This window comes from Corynebacterium sp. sy017 (assembly GCF_017918135.1).
In the GTDB taxonomy this organism is placed as follows: domain Bacteria; phylum Actinomycetota; class Actinomycetes; order Mycobacteriales; family Mycobacteriaceae; genus Corynebacterium.
Genome location: NZ_RZUE01000001.1, coordinates 629,491 through 647,338, shown reverse-complemented (window position 1 = coordinate 647,338; position 17,848 = coordinate 629,491). Strand labels below are relative to the sequence as shown.

The window sequence follows — 17,848 nt, the reverse complement described above, 5'->3', positions numbered from 1 at the left end:
CAGGGTGCCGTATAAGGAAGATCAGGACGGTAAGGAAGGTGCCTTAGCGCCCAAAGAGCAGTGCAATGCAAAACATCACTGGCAGGGAGAGGAATGTCGAGAGCAAAATAGTATCCCGAGTGATTGTTTGCCCTCGCTGGTAGGTAGCGGCATAGTTATACACATTTTGTGCAGTCGGTAGTGCTGCCAAGATCACTACTGCATAGAGTTGATCGCTATGAAGGTGGAATAACGACCCAAAGCACAGTGCGAGAACCGGCATAAGCAGCACTTTTATTGTGGTGGCAAGAATGGTGAGTGCTCGCAGTGATTCTGGTGCAAGGACGCTGGCCTTGTGCAGGGAAGCGCCAAAACTGAGCAGAATAACCGGAATGGATGCCCCGCCTAGGATACTCAGTGGTTCGAGGACGAGTTCTGGCACATGAAGCGAGCAAATACTCACCACCAAACCAGAAAAAGCTGCCAGCACAACGGGGCTGAGGAGAGAATTTTTGAGGGAGTGGAGTAATTGTTGCCAGACACGAGTGTTTTGGTTATTTCTCGTGATGAGCGCCAGAATAATCGGGGTGAAAATCAACATTTGTACCAAGAGCAAGGGTGGTACATATGCGGTGCTGCCAAGGACATATATGCCCACTGGTAGCCCAATGTTGTTGGAATTGACGTAGCCTGAGGCAGCAGCACCCATTGTCAATGTGGCACCATCGACCTGAGAAGTATTTTTATAGCGCGTATAAGCATAAGCGAGTGCAAGGAATAATGCAGCACTGGCTAGTGCGGTCACAATGGATACCAGGCTAACTGTGCTGAAAAAAGAATCAGTTGGCGCTGTGCTGACTACTTGAAATACCAAGGCGGGGGTGGCGGCGAAGAAAGCAATGCGGTTGAGGGTGAGGCGTTGCTCGTCGGAAGCGATAATGTTGAGGCGGGCAAGGAGATAGCCAACAAAAATGACGGTAAAAATGACCGCAAAACCTTCTAATACGCCAATCATGCGACGTTATCCTCTCTCATTGATAATCCCTACTCTCTAATTGCGTTGCCCAAAAATTGCGGTTCCAACTCGAACACTCGTCGCGCCCTCTGCAATGGCCCACTCAAAATCGCCTGACATTCCCATAGAAAGCTCTTGGAAATCCTGGGCATTAAGTCCTGGTGGTAATTGCGTACATAATGAGTCGCGCAAGTTGCGTAATCGAGCAAAACTAGATCGCACCACTTTTTCCTCGTTGCTGCGTTGTGCCATGGTCATGAAACCGCGTGGGCGTAGGGTGGATAGCTGGGCAAGATGAGGTAAAAACTCAGCCACTTCCTCTGGCGCAAACCCACCTTTTTGCTCCTCGCCAGAGGTATTGACCTGGATAAACACATCTAAGGTGCGGCCTTCGCTACGAAGGCGTTTATCCAATTCCTGCGCTAGGCGCACAGAGTCCAACGCATGAAACTCATCTGCATATGTGGCTATCTCTCTAGCTTTATTGCGCTGCAAGCGTCCAATGGCACACCACCGTGGCTGGGTAGTCAGCGCGGTATGCTCATCGCGCAGCGCTTGGGCTTTCTGCGCCAATTCCTGTGGACGATTTTCGCCAAAAATAGTCATACCAGCGTTAAGAGCATTGTGGATGACAGTGAGTGGATAAGTTTTGCTCACTGCGATAAGTCGAACTGACTCCGCGCTACGACCAGCGTGTTCAGCAGCATGGGCTATCCGCTCCTGCACCCGGGCATAATTATCTTTTAAGGTGCGAATACTGGCGGCGCGCGTAGTATCAGGAGAGCTCATGGGCACTAATCCTAGCGCATATTTTACCGCCGCATAGAGAAGTCCTATGATCGAGCTTATGCACTCTGAGCTTATTACCCTTGCCACCAGCCGCCACTATGGGCATACCATCAAAGAATATGCCCTTACACTACCCTGGGACTATGCTCATCCCACTGAGCACTTTGACCTCTTTGCCAGAGAAATAATCCCTGATGGTGGCGAGAATTTCCCAGCTTTGCTCTATTTGCAAGGCGGACCTGGTTTTCCGGCTCCTCGTCCTCTTGCCCCGAGCGGACTAATTGGCGAAGCACTCAAAAAATATCGTGTGATTTTGTTGGATCAACGTGGCACTGGCAGATCACACCGTATTGACGCATATAGCGGCCAAGAAGATAACACACTGGCACGCCTTTCGACGCTACGCCAAGAAAATATCGTCGCTGATGCAGAACAACTCCGCCAAGCCTTGGGCATTAAGAAATGGTCGCTCTTTGGGCAAAGTTTTGGCGGTTTTTGTATTACTGCGTACTTGAGTGCTTATCCTGATTCTGTAGAAAAGGCATATTTAACTGGGGGATTACCGTCGATAAGCGCGAGTGTTGACGAGGTGTATCGGCATACTTTTGCTAAATTGACGTATCGCCAAGAGCAATTTTTTAGCCAATTCCCTTGGGTGAGCCAGCGCATTAGGGAAGTGGCACATCATCTTGATAATGCCCAGGAGTTGTTGCCAACTGGTGAGCGGTTGAGTTCGCGTAGAATGCGTACGGTGGGTATTGATCTTGGGCGCGGGAATGGATTTTATTCTTTGGCGTATCTTTTCGAGGATCCTTTTCATGAGGTTCGTGGGGAGAAAAAGCTCAAAGGTGATTTCTTGGCTAAAGTAGGTGCGGCTGTTAGCTTTGCGCAAGCGCCACTGTATGCGGCGATTCATGAATCTATCTATGGCGGCATTGGTGCTGGTTCTGGTGCTACGGCTACTGCGTGGTCAGCACATCGAATTCGGGAAGAAATACCTGGGTATGAGGAGCACGCAGACCCACGCAAGGCTGATAAATACTATCTCACGGGGGAGCATATCTTCCCGTGGCAGTTCGACGAAGACCCAGCGCTGGCTGCTTTTAGTGCTGCGGCACAGGAACTCGCACAGTACCAGTGGCAGGAGAGCCCTTATAATGCACAGGTATTAGCACAGGCTGAGGTGCCTTGTGCCGCAGCGGTGTACTATGACGATATTTTTGTGCCGCTAGAGTTATCAATGGAAACAGCGCATACCTACAAAGATTGCCGACTCCATATCACCAATTACTATCAACACGATGGTATTGGTAATGATGGTGCCGGCATTTTTGCGCTCCTTGATGAGAAATTACGCGACCACTAATACGCACCTCATGTGCACCTCAACGTGGTTAGCCACTGAGCAGTTGTTGCACTTGGGCTTTGAGGCTGCTCATGCGCTCATAGGCCTGTTGCCACGGTACAGGTTGGTCGGCTAGACATTCGCAGAACACTTCCAGGTAGCATTTGACTTTTGGCTCTGTGCCGGAGGGTCGAATGATAATGCGATCTTGGTGTTGCGTCTCAAAGATAAGGCAGTTGGTTTGCGGTAAGTGCTCTAGTGCACCACGTTCTTCGGGGGCGCGGGCAAGGTCAATGACAGTGGTGACTTTATCCGCACCAATAGTTTGTGGTGGATTGTCGCGTAGCGTATCCAAAATTGCGCGCAATTCATCTTGATTATCGCTACGCACACTTACTGCGTCGCTATGGTACAAACCATGTGCATGGGCTAACTCATCCAACACATCAACCAAAGTGCGATTCTGTTCCTTGAGCCTAGCCGCAATAGTGGCAGTGTAGAGTGCAGCGGAAATGCCGTCCTTGTCGCGTACCACATCAGGCTGACAACAAAAGCCAATTGCTTCTTCATACCCAAACGCCAAGTGCGGGACGCGCGAAATCCACTTGAACCCCGTAAGAGTAGGCTCATAGTCAAGACCATGCGCTGCGGCAATATGCGCGAGCAATCTACTTGAGACAATAGAGCTGGCAAGTTTTTGTCCCGGCTGGGCAGTTTGCGCAGCATAATGCCCAAGGATCGAACCAAGCTCATTGCCATTGAGTTGACGCCACTGACCATTATGCTTGAGTGCCACAGCACAACGGTCTGCGTCTGGGTCGAGGGCTAAGATGATATCGGCATCGTGTTGCGTGGCAGTGCGAATAGCAAGATCAAGGGCTCCTTGTTCCTCAGGATTAGGGAACGAAACAGTAGGGAAATCCGGGTCAGGATAAGCCTGTTGGCTTACTAAAATCACATCATCAAATCCAGCACGAGCTAGTACCCGCGTTAAGGTTGCACCGCCCACACCATGCATTGCTGTTGCGACGATACGCAGTGCGGCTGCCGTTTGTGGTGGGTTCAGTTCTGCCTTTGCCAATACCGCTGCCTCATAGTCAATCTGTGGGTATTCAGCGTGCACACAGTGGTGTTGAATACGCTGGTGTATCTCATTGGCATGAGGAGCTTGGGCGATATGAGCTGCAATTTCAGTATCTACTGGTGGAATAATTTGCGACCCAGCGCTCGCCCCACCCAAGTACACTTTATAGCCATTGTCTTGGGGCGGATTATGTGAGGCGGTAATCATAATGCCAGCATCAGCTGATAAGGCACGCACAGCATGGGCTGTTACCGGGGTGGGATTGCGTGGTTCTAAGAGCACAGGGGTACCACCAAGTAACGAGATAACAGCAGCGGCGTCACGGTGAAATTGGGCAGAACCATGCCGTGCATCACAGCCAAGAACAACTCGTGGCTGCTGAGATACATTTTCTTTGAGCCAGCTCACCAGACCATAAGTAGCTCTAAGTACCACAGCAGTATTCATACGGGATTCGCCAGCTCCCAGGGCACCGCGTAACCCAGCAGTGCCGAACTCTAATGGTCCAGCAAACCGCCCCCGCAGCTCCTCGACGTTCTGCGTGCGGATCAGCTCAAGAATCTCAGCACGAGTGCGCGGATCAGGGTCATGTTCTGCCCAGCGCTGGGCTTGGTTAAGTAGTTGCTCGTTAGTCATGTGCCTGACTCTCATCAGCATCCAACCCTGCCAGCACCGCAGCAGAAGCAGAAAGCCCTAAACGAGTAGCTCCATTTTCGATCATGGCAGTTGCTGTTTCCGCGTCTCGAATACCACCGGATGCCTTCACACCCAATTGCCCGCCGACGGTATCCGCCATGAGTTTCACCGCAGCAACACTAGCGCCGCCAGCTTTATGGAAACCGGTAGAAGTCTTGACGAAATCAGCTCCTGCCTGCTGGGCAGCTTTACAACACGCGACGATTTCCTCGTCGGTTAGTGCTGCTGATTCAATAATCACTTTGAGCACTTTGCCAGGACACGCAGCACGAACTGCGGAAATTTCTGCTTCTAGCTCGTCAAATTGCGCAGTTTTTACTAGGGCTAAGTTGATGACCATATCAATTTCATCAGCGCCATCAGCAACAGCTCGTGCTGTCTCAGCAGCCTTAATCTCAGCGTGTACTGCGCCAGAAGGAAAACCAACAACGGTTGCGATCTTTAGGCCTTCTGGAACATCGACCGGCAATTGGCTAGGAGAAATGCAAATGGAATATACACCAAGGCGTTGAGCTTCGTCGATAAGCTCTTGAATTTGATGAGCAGTTGCCTCGGGGGCAAGGAGAGTGTGGTCGATAAGCGCTGCAACAGCTGCTTTATTTAGTTTCTGCGTAGACATATGTGCCATCCTTAAAAAAATTTATGAACAACTAACTCTTGGTAACCCGGCCCAAAATAACACTATCGCGCTCGGCAGCCGGCTCCTGGGTCACAGCCACACCAGGCAGCAAAGACTCCAACGCACGCTCAAAACGGTACTCATCATCAGAGTGAAGCGTGAACAAGGGATCGCCACTGCGAACAAAAGCGCCCAAATCCTGGTGAATCTCAATGCCCGCACCCGCTTGTACCGGATCCTCTTTACGAGCACGCCCAGCTCCCAAACGCCAGCTCGCCACACCCAACGCCAAGGCGTCCATCTGGCTGAGATAGCCATCTTTGTCTGCATACACAGTATGAGTATGGGCAGCGGTAGGTAGTGCAGCATCTGGATCGCCGCCCTGGGCACTAATCATGGCACGCCACGTGTCCATCGCACGCCCATCTTTGAGGGCTTGCTCCACATCAGCGTCATGCACCCCAGCTAATTCCAGCATTTCGCGCGCCAGCGCCACGGTAAGCTCCACCACATCAGCAGGGCCACCACCGGCAAGCACTTCCACGGATTCACGCACTTCAAGGGCATTGCCAATCGTTTTGCCCAGCGGGACGGACATATCGGTCAGCAATGCCACGGTGTTCGTGCCGGCGTCGGTACCCAAATCAACCATTGTCTGCGCCAATTCACGTGCCTTATCCAGGTCTTTCATAAAAGCACCCGAACCAACTTTGACATCCAGAACCAGGTTGGCTGTGCCTTCAGCAATTTTCTTACTCATGATGGAACTTGCGATAAGCGGAATGGACTCCACCGTTGCCGTGGTGTCTCGAAGCGCATAGATTTTCTTATCCGCAGGCGCCAACCCCGCACCAGCAGCACAGATAACGCAGCCTGGATCTGCGAGAATCTCCATCATGCGGTCATTAGAAATGGCAGCTTGCCAGCCCGCAATGGACTCCAATTTATCTAATGTGCCACCCGTGTGTCCCAAGCCACGGCCAGATAATTGCGGCACTGCCACGCCAAAACTTGCCACCAATGGGGCCAGTGGCAAGGTGATTTTATCTCCCACGCCACCCGTTGAATGTTTATCGCTGGTTATTTTTCCGAGGGAAGAGAAATCCATAGTTTCGCCGGAATGGATCATTGCCCATGTCCATTGGGCAATTTCTTCCCGGTTCATACCGTTGAGGAAAATTGCCATATTCAGGGCGGACATTTGTTCATCGCCCACCACGCCGCGGGTGTATGCGTCAATAACCCAGTCGATCTGTTCTTTACTGAGTATGCCGTGGTCGCGTTTTGTTCTAATGATGTCTACCACATCAAATTTCTCTGCCATAAGGAGAGCCTTTCGCGTTAAGAGAATATAAAAATAAGTCCTTTTTATTCTAGCGATTTTCTTGGCGAGAAAGCGCTATGCTGAATGAGTTAGTTTGTGACTAGTAACCAAAAGCAGAGAGAAGAATCATGAGTCCAGAAGAATTGCTTGAATATGCACGACGTGCTGCTCGCACCGCTTACGCACCTTATTCGCATTTTCCAGTTGGTGCAGCATTATTGCTTTCCGACGGCAGGGTAGTTCCTGGCTGCAACTTTGAGAACGCTTCCTATGGATTAGCCATTTGTGCTGAGCGCAATGCGATTGGCACGGCAATACATGAGACACCTGGTGGCAGAGCTATCGACGAGGCAAAGTTTCGTATCGAGGCGGTTGCCATTGTGGGCAAAGCTGGCCAGCCTTGTTATCCTTGCGGGGCGTGTCGTCAAGTATTGCGCGAGTTTGAGTGCCAGCAGGTGATCGTCGAGAGCGAGGGTGGGGCACGCAGTATTCCGTTTGAGCAGATTTTGCCCTATTCTTTTGGTCCTGAGTCGCTCTAGGCTGCATAGATTTCTCTATTGCTTGATAGATAATTTATTATTTTCCTAGCTCAATTCTTAACTTAATTGCGGCTTATATAGTTATTTCTTAGATTGAATGGCGGTAAAAATATGGAGCGCTTTCAAGGCCTGCTTGGCATTATTGCTATTTTGGCGATTCTGATTGTGTGCTCACGCTCACGCAGAAATATCAACTGGCGCACACTCGCTGTGGGCTTGGCACTGCAAGTTGTATTGTCCTTGCTGGTGCTGAAGTGGACAGTGGGCTTTAAGGCAATGGAATCGGTATCCAAGGGCCTAGAAAAGCTCACCGAATTCACTAATGAAGGTACTTCTTTTGTATTTGGTTCCCTCTTTGATACTGAGAATGGCTTTGTCTTTGCGCTGAATGTCTTGCCGGTCATTATTGTGCTGGGTGCCATTATTGGCGCACTGTACTACCTGCGTGTTATTCAGTTCTTTGTTGATATTTTTGGCGGGGCGCTCAAGAAACTGCTTGGCACATCAAAGGTGGAATCCGTGTGGGCGTCCACGGTTATTTTCCTTGGGCAGTCTGAAGCGCCGCTGGTTATTGAGCCTTATCTGAAGAAATTAACAAAGTCGGAACTTTTCACCTGTATGACTGGTGGTTTTGCTTCTGTTGCTGGTTCCACACTTATTGGCTATTCCCTGTTGGGTGCGCCATTGGAATATCTGCTTGCCGCTAGCGTGATGAATGCGCCTGGTTCTATTTTGGTGGCTAAGGCGTTCATGCCGGAGACGGAAGAATCCACTTTGGATGCGAATGTGCGCGAAGTGCGGGATACGCAATCCCATAATCTTATCGACGCCATTGGTCGCGGAGCCATGAATGGTGGACGTGTGGCAGTAATTGTGGGTTGTTTGCTTATTGCTTTTATCGCCGGCATTAGTATGTTCTCTGCCGTTATTGGTGGGGTGGGGCATCTTTTCGGGCAGGACAATTGGTCTTTGGAAGGTTTATTTGGTGCTATTTTCTCCCCTGTTGCATGGCTTATTGGTGTGCCGTGGGATCAGGCGCCGCTTGTGGGCTCTTTCATTGGCGAGAAAACGATTATTAACGAGTTTGTCGGTTACACCAGCATGGGTGAAAATCTTGCCCAATTGGATAAGAAATCACTGATGATTTCCACTTTTGCTTTGGCGGGATTCGCTAATATCTCCTCCATTGCTATCCAGATTGGTTCTATTGGTGCTTTAGTGCCCGAGCGCCGTGGTGAGGTGGCGCGTCTGGCACCGCTGGCTTTGATGACGGGTTTTGCCACCAATATGCTCAATGCGGCGATTGTTGGTGTGGTTGCTCTATAAGGCGCAGTTAAAGCATATAGAGCTTTCCGACGACCAGGCACGTTGTGCTTTTAATCGCATATTTAGGGGTGTGACTGCTAGTTATGAGCTAGTGGTCACGCCCCTTTTGTGGTTATGATGAGAAATGCTTTTAGGTTTTTCTCAGCTTTGTGTTTGTGGTTGGGATGGCTTGGAAAGTGCTTTTTTGTTCTTTTTCCTAGGAGAGAAATAATGTTGTTGAATCGTTTTGCTAAGCGTGCTGCGGCTGTGGTTGCCGTGAGTATGCTTGGTGCGGGTTTTCTAGCCCCCCCCCCTCAGTATTAGCCGGTCCTGGCGGTAGCGGCGACTACCAAGGCGGCGCTGATAATGTTCATGGTGCATGGGGTGGTGCGAACTGTGATACGGGTTCGGTCTGTGTCAAGCAAGTGGGGGATGAAACAAAGGTTAAGTGGCAGGTGCAGTTATCACCGCTGGCGATAGCTGAGAATCGTATTCAAGCCACGCATGGTGCACAGATTATGATTCCTTCCACCGTCAAGGATGTGTCGATCAAACTTACGCATATGCCAGATGAATCTCCACAGGAGACTGAGGACTATGATCCTGTGCAGGAGGTGGATTATCAGGTTCCAATTGTGGAGTCGAAAGATGAAGTAACTGATAATGATACGTACAAAGTGTCGTCGTTTGTGAAGAATCCTGATGGTTCTTTAGCTGATGATAAAACGGGTATATATGGTGTTCAGCCTTCTTCTTTTGCTGAGCAGCCTGATTGGGATTTTTATCAGGTGTATCTGAATACAATCGGTATTTTCACATTTGAGGTCACCGGCTCTGTTGAGTCTGTTGGCGACGATACCTATGTGCCGATTCGTGCGGATAATATGTTGTGGAGGTGTGCCTCCGAGGGAGGTGCAAATGATTCCCATGGTGTTGGTAGTGCTATGGAAGGCTGTGTTTCGTTAAAAGAATCTGAGTGGGCACAAACTGGTGAGTTGCCTCCTGTTACTACCAAAGAGCAGTCTGAGGATACTCGTAACAAGATTGTCGAACTATATAAGAAGCAGGGGAAAGTTGATGGTTTGACTGGTGTTGGTGCGTGTGCGGTAACGCAGAATACGGATCGTTTTGACACTATTGGTAGTGATATTGAGGATGCTGCCGAGGGTAAGCATCATGCTTATCGGGATATGTTTAATCTTCACTTGAATCCTACGGTGAGGTATTATGGTCCGCTCAATGGTGATGAGGATAACTGTGATCAGGGTTTCCAGCACATTACGTTGTGTCCTGATGAGGAGCCTGAGGTGCCACCTAGCAAGGAGCCTGTAGAGTCTGAAGAGCCACAGGAATCTGAAGAACCTACTCCTTCTGAGGAGCCACAGGAATCTGAAGAGCCTACGCCTTCTGAGGATCCTGAAAAGGTTGGTCCTGCTAAGCCTTCTAAAGAATCTGAGGAGTCACAGGAGTCTGGGGAGCCTACATCTTCTAAGAAAATGCAGGAGCCTGGAGAATCTACTTCTAGTGAAGAACCTGTTTCTTCTGAGAGTAAGTTTGTACCATCTGCTCAATCTGATCAGGGTAAACCTGCCGATTCTAAGCCAGAATCTAAGCCTGAGTCTAAGACCGTTATCTCTGAAAGTGTAAAGGATAACGTCGCTAAGCAGGCTAAGACTGTAGCGAAGAAAGACCGTCCTAAAGTTACTACGGGTGGTCATTTGCGCGTAGCGTAATTTTTGTTTTGCACAATAGTCCTAGCACCAATGGTGCTAGGACTTTCTTTATGTCTTGGGTTATGATGAGGGGGCTTTTAGGTTTTTCTCAGCTTTGTTTTGAGGAATCTGGAAAGTGTTTTTGTTCTTTTTCCTAGGAGAATAGAGGAAATATGTTTTTACAACGTTTTGCTAAGCGTGCTGCGGCTGTGGTTGCCGTTGGTGTGCTTGGTGCGGGTTTTCTAGCCCCCCCCCCTCGGTATTAGCTGGTCCTGGTGGTACTTGGTCTGAGAAGGAAAATGTTTATGGCTATTGGGGTGGCGCGAACTGTGATACCGGTACTACCTGTGTGAAAAAAATTGGTGATAAAGCAGAGGTTACCTGGCAAGTGCAGGTAGCACCATTGCTGCAATCTGAGGATCATATACAGACCTCGAAGAGCGTGCAGATTATGGTTCCTGCCACGGTTGATGTGACTTCTATTCGTTTAACTCATATGCCGACTTCTGGTGAGTTGGGTGATGAATCCAAGGGGGAGGATTCTCATAAACTCTATTGGAAGGACGTTCAGGGAAATACTGTAGGTGAATCATACAGTCTGTTGCTAGAACCAGAGGATGCTAGAAAAGCATATGAAGAAGATTGGGAATATGCTACTGAGCTAAGGTTTGGTCCTGCGCAGGAAGTGAATTATGAGGTTCCCATTAAGGATAGTTCTGAATTAGATTTGTCCAATGTTGAGCGTGATGCTACCTATGGTGTTACTCCGTTTTATAAGTTTACTGCTGAGGAATCAGAGAAGTTAGGGCAGCCTCGTGGTGTTGAGCCTTCGTCTTTTGCTGATCAGCCTGAGTGGAACTTCTATCAAACCAGTTTAGGTGAGAATCTTGGTGTTTATACTTTTGAGGTCACCGGTACTGTAGAAGCGGTTGGTGAGGATACGTATGTGCCGATTCGCGTTGATAATGTGATGTGGAGATGTTCTTCCGAAGATGAGTTTGGTAGCGGTGAAGGTCAAGAGGGTTGTCAGAGTCTGAAAGATTATGAGTGGGGTCGTACGGGTGAGTTGCCTCCTGTTACCACCAAAGAGCAGTCTGAGGATACTCGCAAAAAGATTGTGGAATTATACGAGAATCAAGGCTCGAAGCACGGTTTAACGAATGTGGGTGCGTGTGCTGTGACAGCGGATATTGGTCGTTTCGATACGATTGGTAGTGATACTGAGTTACCTGTTGGTGATCGTTATCGGAAATATGCGCAGACGTTTAATCTTCGCTTGAATCCTGCGGTGAATTATTATGGTTCGCTCAAGGGTGCTGAGGATAACTGTGACCAGGGCTTCCAACACATCACTATTTGTCCTGATGAGGAGCCTGTAGAGTCTGAGGAACCTACTCCTTCTGAGGAAGAGGAAGTTGAACCTGCTAAGCCTTCTAAGGAAACTGAGGAGCCAACCTCTAGCGAGGAACCACAGGAGTCTGAGGAACCAACGCCAAGTGAGGAAACTCAGGAGCCTACTCCTTCTGAAGAACCACAGGAGCCTGAGCAGGAGAAACCTGTGAAGCCTGGTGAGCGTCCTGAGGAACGTGAGGAGCCTAAGATTCCTGTTGTTCCACCAACTGTGCCTGATACAGACACTGAGGTTGAGCAGGGTGAGGTTGTTACCACCGTGGTAGAGTCTGAGCAGGATAAACCTGCCGATTCTAAACCAGAATCCAAGCCTGCACCTAAGACCGTTATCGCTGAAAGTGTAAAGGATAACGTCGCTAAGCAGGCTAAGACTGTAGCGAAGAAAGACCGTCCTAAAGTTACTACTGGTGGTCACTTGCGCGTAGCGTAATTTTTGTTTTGCACAATAGTCCTAGCACCAATGGTGCTAGGACTTTCTTTATGTCTTGGGTTATGATGGGAAACGCTTTTAGGTTTTTCTCAGCTTTGTGTTTTGTGGCTGAGGGAGATTGAGAAGCGTTTTTGTTCTTTTTCCTAGGAGAGAAATAATGTTGTTGAATCGTTTTGCTAAGCGTGCTGCGGCTGTGGTTGCCGTTGGTGTGCTTGGTTCGGGTTTTCTAGCCCCCCCCCTCGGTATTAGCTAGTCCTGGCGGTACTGGTGCTTATAGTGGTGGCGGTTCTGATGATAGTGGCTACCAGTTTGTTGATAATGTTCATGGTTATTGGGGTGGCGCGAACTGTGATACCGGTACTACCTGTGTGAAAAAAGTCGGTGATAAAGCAGAGGTTACCTGGCAAGTACAGGTAGCACCATTGCTGCAAGCTGAAGATCGTGTACGAACCTCGAAGGGTGCTGAAATTATGGTGCCTGCAACGGTTGATGTGACTTCTATTCGTTTAACTCATATGCCGTTTCTTAATGATTCTGGTGATGAATCTAAGGGGGAGGATCCTGATAAATGGTATTGGAAGGACGTTCAGGGAAATACTGTAGGTGAGGCCTCAAACGAATATGAAAAAGATTGGGAATCTGCTACTGAGCTAAGGTTTGGTCCTGCGCAGGAAGTGGATTATGAGGTTCCCATCAAGGATAGTTCTGAATTGGATCTATCCAATGTTGAGCGTGATGCTACGTATGGTGTTACTCCGTTTTATAAGTTCACTGCTGAGGAATCAGAGAAGTTGAATCAGCCTCGTGGTGTTGAGCCTTCGTCTTTTGCTGATCAGCCTGAGTGGAATTTTTACCAGATTAGTTTGGGAATGAATGCTGGTGTTTATACTTTTGAGGTCACCGGTACTGTTGAGGCTGTTGGTGAGGATACGTATGTGCCGATTCGCGTTGATACCCTGTTATGGAGTTGCTCTGGTGAAGATGTGTTTGGTAGCGGTGAGGGTAAAGAGGGCTGTCAATCCTTGAAAGATTATGAGTGGGGTCGTACGGGTGAGTTGCCTCCTGTTACTACCAAAGAGCAGTCTGAGGATACTCGTAACAAGATTGTGGAATTATACGAGAATCAAGGCTCGAAACATGGTGTGACTGGTGTGGGAACCTGTGCTGTGACAGCAGATATTGGTCGTTTCGATACGATTGGTAGTGATATTGAGGCTACTGTTGGTGATCGTTATCGGAAATATGCGCAGACGTTTAATCTTCACTTGAATCCTCAGGTGAATTTTTATGGTTCGCTCAAAGGTGCTGAGGATAACTGTGATCAGGGTTTCCAGCATATTACGTTGTGTCCTGATGAGGATTCTGAGGTGCCGCCTAGTGAGGAGCCTGTAGAGTCTGAGGAACCTACTCCTTCTGAGGAAGAGGAAGTTGAGCCTACTAAACCTTCCAAGGAAACAGAGGAGCCAACCTCTAGCGAAGAACCACAGGAGTCTGAAGATCCTACACCTTCTGAAGAACCACAGGAGTCTGAGCAGGTTAAGCCTGTGAAGCCAGTTGAGCGTCCTGAGGAACGTGAGGAGCCTAAGATTCCTGTTGTTCCACCAACTGTGCCTGACACAGACACAGAGCAGGGTGAGATCGTTACCACCGTTGTAGAGCCTGAGCAGGACGAACCTGCCGATTCTAAACCAGAATCTAAGCCTGCACCTAAGACCGTTATTTCTGAAAGTGTGAAGGATAACGTCGCTAAGCAGGCTAAGACTGTAGCGAAGAAAGACCGTCCTAAAGTTACTACTGGTGGTCACTTGCGCGTAGCGTAACAGCTGTTTAGCGAAAAACAAAAGACCTTATACCAACTGGTATAAGGTCTTTTAGGTATGTTTAGTTAGTTTTCGGCACCTGCTGCTGTGTGTCCTGTGCGGTGGATGATTTTACTTGTCGCCAAGTAGAGCACCATGCCACCAAGCGCAATGAAGGCAAGAATCCACAAGAGAGTCGCTGCGGTCTGTTGTTCAGGAGTAGCAGCTCCTCCTGGAACGTAGGAGAGGAAAGCAAGCCCGGTTGGGGCTAGTTCCAGTAGCTTTGCACTGTAGGCAATGCCGACGGGGATTGCAATGTTGATAGTGAGGTTGTAGAAGCCGATGGCAACCCCAGATTTTTCTGCGCTAATCCTGCTTACTGAGGTAGAAACCAGTGGCGCGTAGATCGTCGCAAAGCCAGTGGGGAAGAGAATCATGGAGACTACCAACACGGCTACTGGCGCGTCGATAAAAATTGCTGGCAAAATCAGTGCCGCGGTAATGAGCACCAAACCAAGAATAATGGTGCGGTGTGAGCTGAGCACTCTACCAACTCGACCAGCGAAAATACCCGCCAAAATGGCGCAAATATACCCAGGTGCGAGGATATACGACGCACCACTGAGGTTAATGCCATGCAAGGAATCAACCATATAAGGCAAAAGAATGGCGGTATAACCTAGCTGCACTGAGTAGACAATAAGGACAATGAGCAAAATCAAAATATATTGTGCATTGCTAAAGAATTCCGGTTTGACCAGTGCGTTCTTATTGTATTTCACGTGCGCAGCAAAGAGCACAATACCAACGGCAATGGGAATGAGGAACACCGCATTGAATGCTTGGATATATAGAATAACCGAGGTGGCAATGACTGCAATAAAGAGCAAACCTAGGATATCCACATGAGCGCTGGTTTTTGCCTGGGGCGGTACAGTCTTAATCAGGAAAGGAATGGCAAGAACCAAAGCACAAGAGATGAGGAACATTGCTGTCCAGGAGATATAAGTGGCGATAAAACCTGAGGTGAGCGTACCAATCAGCATGGCTGCTTGGAAAGAAGATGTGGAAAAGCCCAAGTAGGTTTTTTGATCCTTTTCGCTGAGGTACTTAGTTACATAAATAACGTATAGTGTTTCTGCTGCTGCTAAGCCTGTGGTCTGAATAACTCGCCCGGCAAGAACCATTGGCCACACATTTTGGAACGCAAAACCAAGGATGGAACCTAGCGCTACCATGCTAATGCCGGCAATCATGAGTTTGCGGATTGAAATCGCGTCGGCAAGCGCAGCGTAGACCACAGCGCCAATACCAATGACGATACCTGCCAGGGTTGCTTGCAAACTTGCTGTTGAGGGGCTCAAACTGAGATCTTCGGCAATGGGTTTTGTCATGAACTTAAAGCCGTTATCGACGACCAAGCTAAACACAAAGCAGAACAATAAGATGGGCACAGCTGCCTTTGGTGAGGACACATTAGCTGTGGGTTTGCTGAGGTTATGTGCGTGAGAAGAAGTCATGGTGTTAGACCTTTGCTAGTGGTAATGCCAATTCCATCATGGTGGTAAACGCAGTTTCGCGCTCCTGGGCGCTGGTTTTTGCGCCGGTGCGGATATTATCGCTGACTGTAAAAATACCCAGTGCCTCCACACCAGCTTGAGCAGCTGTGGCATACAATCCAGCTGATTCCATTTCTACCGCCAACACGCCCATGCGTGCCCACCGCAGATGTGCATCTTCGGTGTCATTGTAGAAAATGTCACTGCTGAGGATATTTCCCACATGAGTATCAATGCCTGCTGCGCGTGCACGCGCTCGTACATCTTCAATGAGTCGGAAAGAACCAGTGGGGGCATAGGTGCCCGGAATATCATATTGGTGCAGGAATCGAGAATCAGTCGAAGCTGATTGGGCAATGATGACGTCATACAGGTTGAGGTTTTCCTGTAATGCACCACACGACCCTACGCGAATGAGTTTTTTCGCCCCAAAAAAATGAATGAGCTCGTAGGCATAAAGCGAAATAGAGGGAATACCCATGCCAGAACCCATCACAGAAATAGGTGCCCCCTCAAAGGTTCCGGTGTAGCCAAGCATATTGCGCACGGAGTTAAATTGCTGCACGTTATCTAAATAAGTCTCAGCAATAAACTTGGCGCGCAGTGGATCACCGGGCAATAACACTGTGGGGGCGATAGGCACATCACCAGGGTTAATGTGCGGTGTTTGTACGTTATTCATATAGTGAGCCTAAACTGTCTCATGCCTGACTGGCAATTGCTGAGAAAAACTAGGGGGAGCTGGCTATGATCTGGTGCGTCGGTGAAGGCGTGGTACTGCGTCGATAAGCGCTTGGGTGTAGGAGTGTTGTGGGTTGGCAAGCACGTCGGCAACTGCGCCTTGTTCGACGATCCTGCCTTGATGCATCACAACAAGATCATTGCATAATGCCTGGACAGCAGTGATGTCATGAGAAACAAACACAAGAGTGAGATTATGCTCAGTGACCAACTCATTGAGCAGGTCAAGAATTTTTTTGCGCACGCAAATGTCGAGTGCAGAAACTGGTTCGTCGGCAAGCACAATGCGTGGGCGTGGGGCGAGAGCACGCGCAATGGAAATGCGTTGGCGCTGTCCCCCGGAAAACTCATGGGGGAAACGGTGCATATGTTCTGGTTTGAGCCCTACATCACGCAGTACTTCAGCGACTCTATCTCGGTCAGGGGTGGGCAAAGTCTCATTGATAATGTGTTCGATACGCATACGAGGGTCAAGTGAGCCAAACGGATCTTGGAAAATCATCTGAAAATCCGCATGAATATGCACAGCACCTGAGCTGGGTTTTTCTAAACCTGCGATCATCTTGAGTGTAGTGGTTTTTCCAGATCCAGACCCACCCACAATACCTAGCCGCTCGCCGCCATGAACTGTGAGATCAACTTGCTCGACTGCCACCGTGTGCTTATATTTTTTCGCCACATCACGCAACTCAATAAGCACCTGTTTACTTGGTTGATGTGCGGGCGCAGGATCGAGAATAGACGCCGAGACAAGCATACGGGTATAAGAATGTTGTGGATCATGAAGCACAGTGTGGGTATCACCGCGTTCTACAATCTGCCCATCCTTCATGACCAGCACCTGCTCGCATACCTGGGCCACCAGACCTAAATCATGAGTAATAAACAAGAGGCTCATGTCGTACTTGTCCACTAGCGAGTCGATGAGCTGCATGATTGCCGCTTGGCTGGTCACATCTAAGGCAGTAGTAGGCTCATCACAGATAAGCAGCTGAGGTCTATGCGCCAGTGCCATCGCAATGATAATTCTTTGCCGCTGCCCACCAGAGAGCTGATGAGGATAACGCCCAAAAAGCTCAGCGCCTAATTCCACATCACTGAGTAATTCCAGTGCAATACGCTTGGCAGTGCGCCTGCTCATAGTCCGTCCGGCATGGATACGCACTGCTTCTACAATTTGCTTTCCGACGCTCATCAGTGGGTTGAGCGCAGTCATAGGCTCTTGGAAAATCATTGCTATGCGATTGCCTCGGATGGCACACAGCTGCTTTTCTTCGGTTGTGAGTAGTTCTTTTCCGTCGAAGATAATGCTGCCTTGGGCGTCGATAAGCCGCATAATAGCCAGGGCAGTGAGGGTTTTACCTGAGCCGGATTCGCCAATAATCCCCAGGCGTTGCCGAGCATGAATATCAAAAGACACAGAGTGCACTTGGTTAAGCACGCTGAGATTTTCCACACGCAGCACGCATGGCATAGTCATGTGCTCTGCTTTGGTGTCCTCG

General features: G+C 49.2%; 14 protein-coding genes. 6 read left to right on the top strand and 8 right to left on the bottom strand.

The annotated features are described in order from the left end of the window. Positions 1-43: 43 nt before the first annotated feature. Positions 44-994 carry an AEC family transporter gene (locus EML15_RS02890; RefSeq protein ID WP_144273329.1) on the bottom strand — a complete coding sequence of 317 codons (951 nt, stop codon included), beginning with the start codon at positions 992-994 and terminating at the stop codon, positions 44-46. Positions 995-1,030: 36 nt separating this feature from the next. Continuing rightward, on the bottom strand, positions 1,031-1,783 hold the full coding sequence (locus EML15_RS02885; RefSeq protein ID WP_144273328.1) for a YggS family pyridoxal phosphate-dependent enzyme: 753 nt from the start codon (positions 1,781-1,783) through the stop codon (positions 1,031-1,033). Between the two features lie 73 nt (positions 1,784-1,856). Here EML15_RS02885 and EML15_RS02880 point away from each other — a divergent pair, with 73 nt between their 5' ends. Then, on the top strand, positions 1,857-3,149 hold the full coding sequence (locus EML15_RS02880) for an alpha/beta fold hydrolase (RefSeq protein ID WP_185967160.1): 1,293 nt from the start codon (positions 1,857-1,859) through the stop codon (positions 3,147-3,149). Between the two features lie 28 nt (positions 3,150-3,177). Here the strand turns inward: EML15_RS02880 and EML15_RS02875 are convergent, their stop codons facing one another. The 3 genes from EML15_RS02875 to EML15_RS02865 are packed head-to-tail and all read right to left on the bottom strand — an operon-like array spanning position 3,178 to position 6,851. Beyond that, positions 3,178-4,848, bottom strand: a complete 1,671-nt coding sequence (locus tag EML15_RS02875; RefSeq protein ID WP_144273327.1) for a phospho-sugar mutase — start codon at positions 4,846-4,848, stop codon at positions 3,178-3,180. Beyond that, the gene (gene deoC, locus EML15_RS02870) at positions 4,841-5,527 is read right to left on the bottom strand and encodes a deoxyribose-phosphate aldolase (protein WP_144273326.1); all 687 of its coding nucleotides are present in this window, start codon (positions 5,525-5,527) and stop codon (positions 4,841-4,843) included. The genes EML15_RS02875 and deoC overlap by 8 nt, the downstream gene beginning before the upstream one ends. Positions 5,528-5,558: 31 nt before the next feature. Further along, a complete protein-coding gene (locus EML15_RS02865; RefSeq protein ID WP_144273325.1) occupies positions 5,559-6,851 on the bottom strand; it encodes a thymidine phosphorylase in 1,293 nt (430 codons plus the stop codon). Positions 6,852-6,979: 128 nt separating this feature from the next. Here EML15_RS02865 and EML15_RS02860 point away from each other — a divergent pair, with 128 nt between their 5' ends. The 5 genes from EML15_RS02860 to EML15_RS02840 all read left to right on the top strand — a co-directional run bounded on the left by EML15_RS02860 (position 6,980) and on the right by EML15_RS02840 (position 14,067). After that, on the top strand, positions 6,980-7,390 hold the full coding sequence (locus tag EML15_RS02860; protein WP_144273324.1) for a cytidine deaminase: 411 nt from the start codon (positions 6,980-6,982) through the stop codon (positions 7,388-7,390). 111 nt (positions 7,391-7,501) lie between these two features. Further along, complete coding sequence (locus tag EML15_RS02855) at positions 7,502-8,716, top strand: nucleoside transporter C-terminal domain-containing protein (RefSeq protein WP_144273323.1); 1,215 nt, start codon at positions 7,502-7,504, stop codon at positions 8,714-8,716. Between the two features lie 404 nt (positions 8,717-9,120). Beyond that, entirely contained in the window at positions 9,121-10,428 is a 1,308-nt protein-coding gene (locus tag EML15_RS02850) for a hypothetical protein (RefSeq protein WP_144273322.1), read from the top strand. Positions 10,429-10,756: 328 nt separating this feature from the next. Continuing rightward, entirely contained in the window at positions 10,757-12,247 is a 1,491-nt protein-coding gene (locus EML15_RS02845) for a hypothetical protein (RefSeq protein WP_144273321.1), read from the top strand. Between the two features lie 368 nt (positions 12,248-12,615). After that, entirely contained in the window at positions 12,616-14,067 is a 1,452-nt protein-coding gene (locus EML15_RS02840; RefSeq protein WP_144273320.1) for a hypothetical protein, read from the top strand. A gap of 65 nt (positions 14,068-14,132) precedes the next feature. Here the strand turns inward: EML15_RS02840 and EML15_RS02835 are convergent, their stop codons facing one another. The 3 genes from EML15_RS02835 to EML15_RS02825 form a co-directional block, all read right to left on the bottom strand. Next, positions 14,133-15,566 carry an MFS transporter gene (locus tag EML15_RS02835; protein WP_144273319.1) on the bottom strand — a complete coding sequence of 478 codons (1,434 nt, stop codon included), beginning with the start codon at positions 15,564-15,566 and terminating at the stop codon, positions 14,133-14,135. 4 nt (positions 15,567-15,570) lie between these two features. Then, the gene (gene deoD, locus EML15_RS02830; protein ID WP_144273318.1) at positions 15,571-16,287 is read right to left on the bottom strand and encodes a purine-nucleoside phosphorylase; all 717 of its coding nucleotides are present in this window, start codon (positions 16,285-16,287) and stop codon (positions 15,571-15,573) included. Positions 16,288-16,350: 63 nt separating this feature from the next. Then, complete coding sequence (locus EML15_RS02825; RefSeq protein ID WP_144273467.1) at positions 16,351-17,826, bottom strand: ABC transporter ATP-binding protein; 1,476 nt, start codon at positions 17,824-17,826, stop codon at positions 16,351-16,353. Positions 17,827-17,848 lie beyond the last annotated feature (22 nt).

Excerpts from the sequence above, each read along its gene's own strand:
- EML15_RS02825 (WP_144273467.1), bottom strand. The coding sequence starts at position 17,826 with ATGACTATGCCATGCGTGCTGCGTGTGGAAAATCTCAGCGTGCTTAAC.
- deoD (WP_144273318.1), bottom strand. The coding sequence starts at position 16,287 with ATGAATAACGTACAAACACCGCACATTAACCCTGGTGATGTGCCTATC.
- EML15_RS02875 (WP_144273327.1), bottom strand. The coding sequence starts at position 4,848 with ATGACTAACGAGCAACTACTTAACCAAGCCCAGCGCTGGGCAGAACAT.
- EML15_RS02855 (WP_144273323.1), top strand. The coding sequence starts at position 7,502 with ATGGAGCGCTTTCAAGGCCTGCTTGGCATTATTGCTATTTTGGCGATT.
- EML15_RS02885 (WP_144273328.1), bottom strand. The coding sequence starts at position 1,783 with ATGAGCTCTCCTGATACTACGCGCGCCGCCAGTATTCGCACCTTAAAA.
- EML15_RS02835 (WP_144273319.1), bottom strand. The coding sequence starts at position 15,566 with ATGACTTCTTCTCACGCACATAACCTCAGCAAACCCACAGCTAATGTG.
- EML15_RS02865 (WP_144273325.1), bottom strand. The coding sequence starts at position 6,851 with ATGGCAGAGAAATTTGATGTGGTAGACATCATTAGAACAAAACGCGAC.
- EML15_RS02860 (WP_144273324.1), top strand. The coding sequence starts at position 6,980 with ATGAGTCCAGAAGAATTGCTTGAATATGCACGACGTGCTGCTCGCACC.
- EML15_RS02890 (WP_144273329.1), bottom strand. The coding sequence starts at position 994 with ATGATTGGCGTATTAGAAGGTTTTGCGGTCATTTTTACCGTCATTTTT.
- deoC (WP_144273326.1), bottom strand. The coding sequence starts at position 5,527 with ATGTCTACGCAGAAACTAAATAAAGCAGCTGTTGCAGCGCTTATCGAC.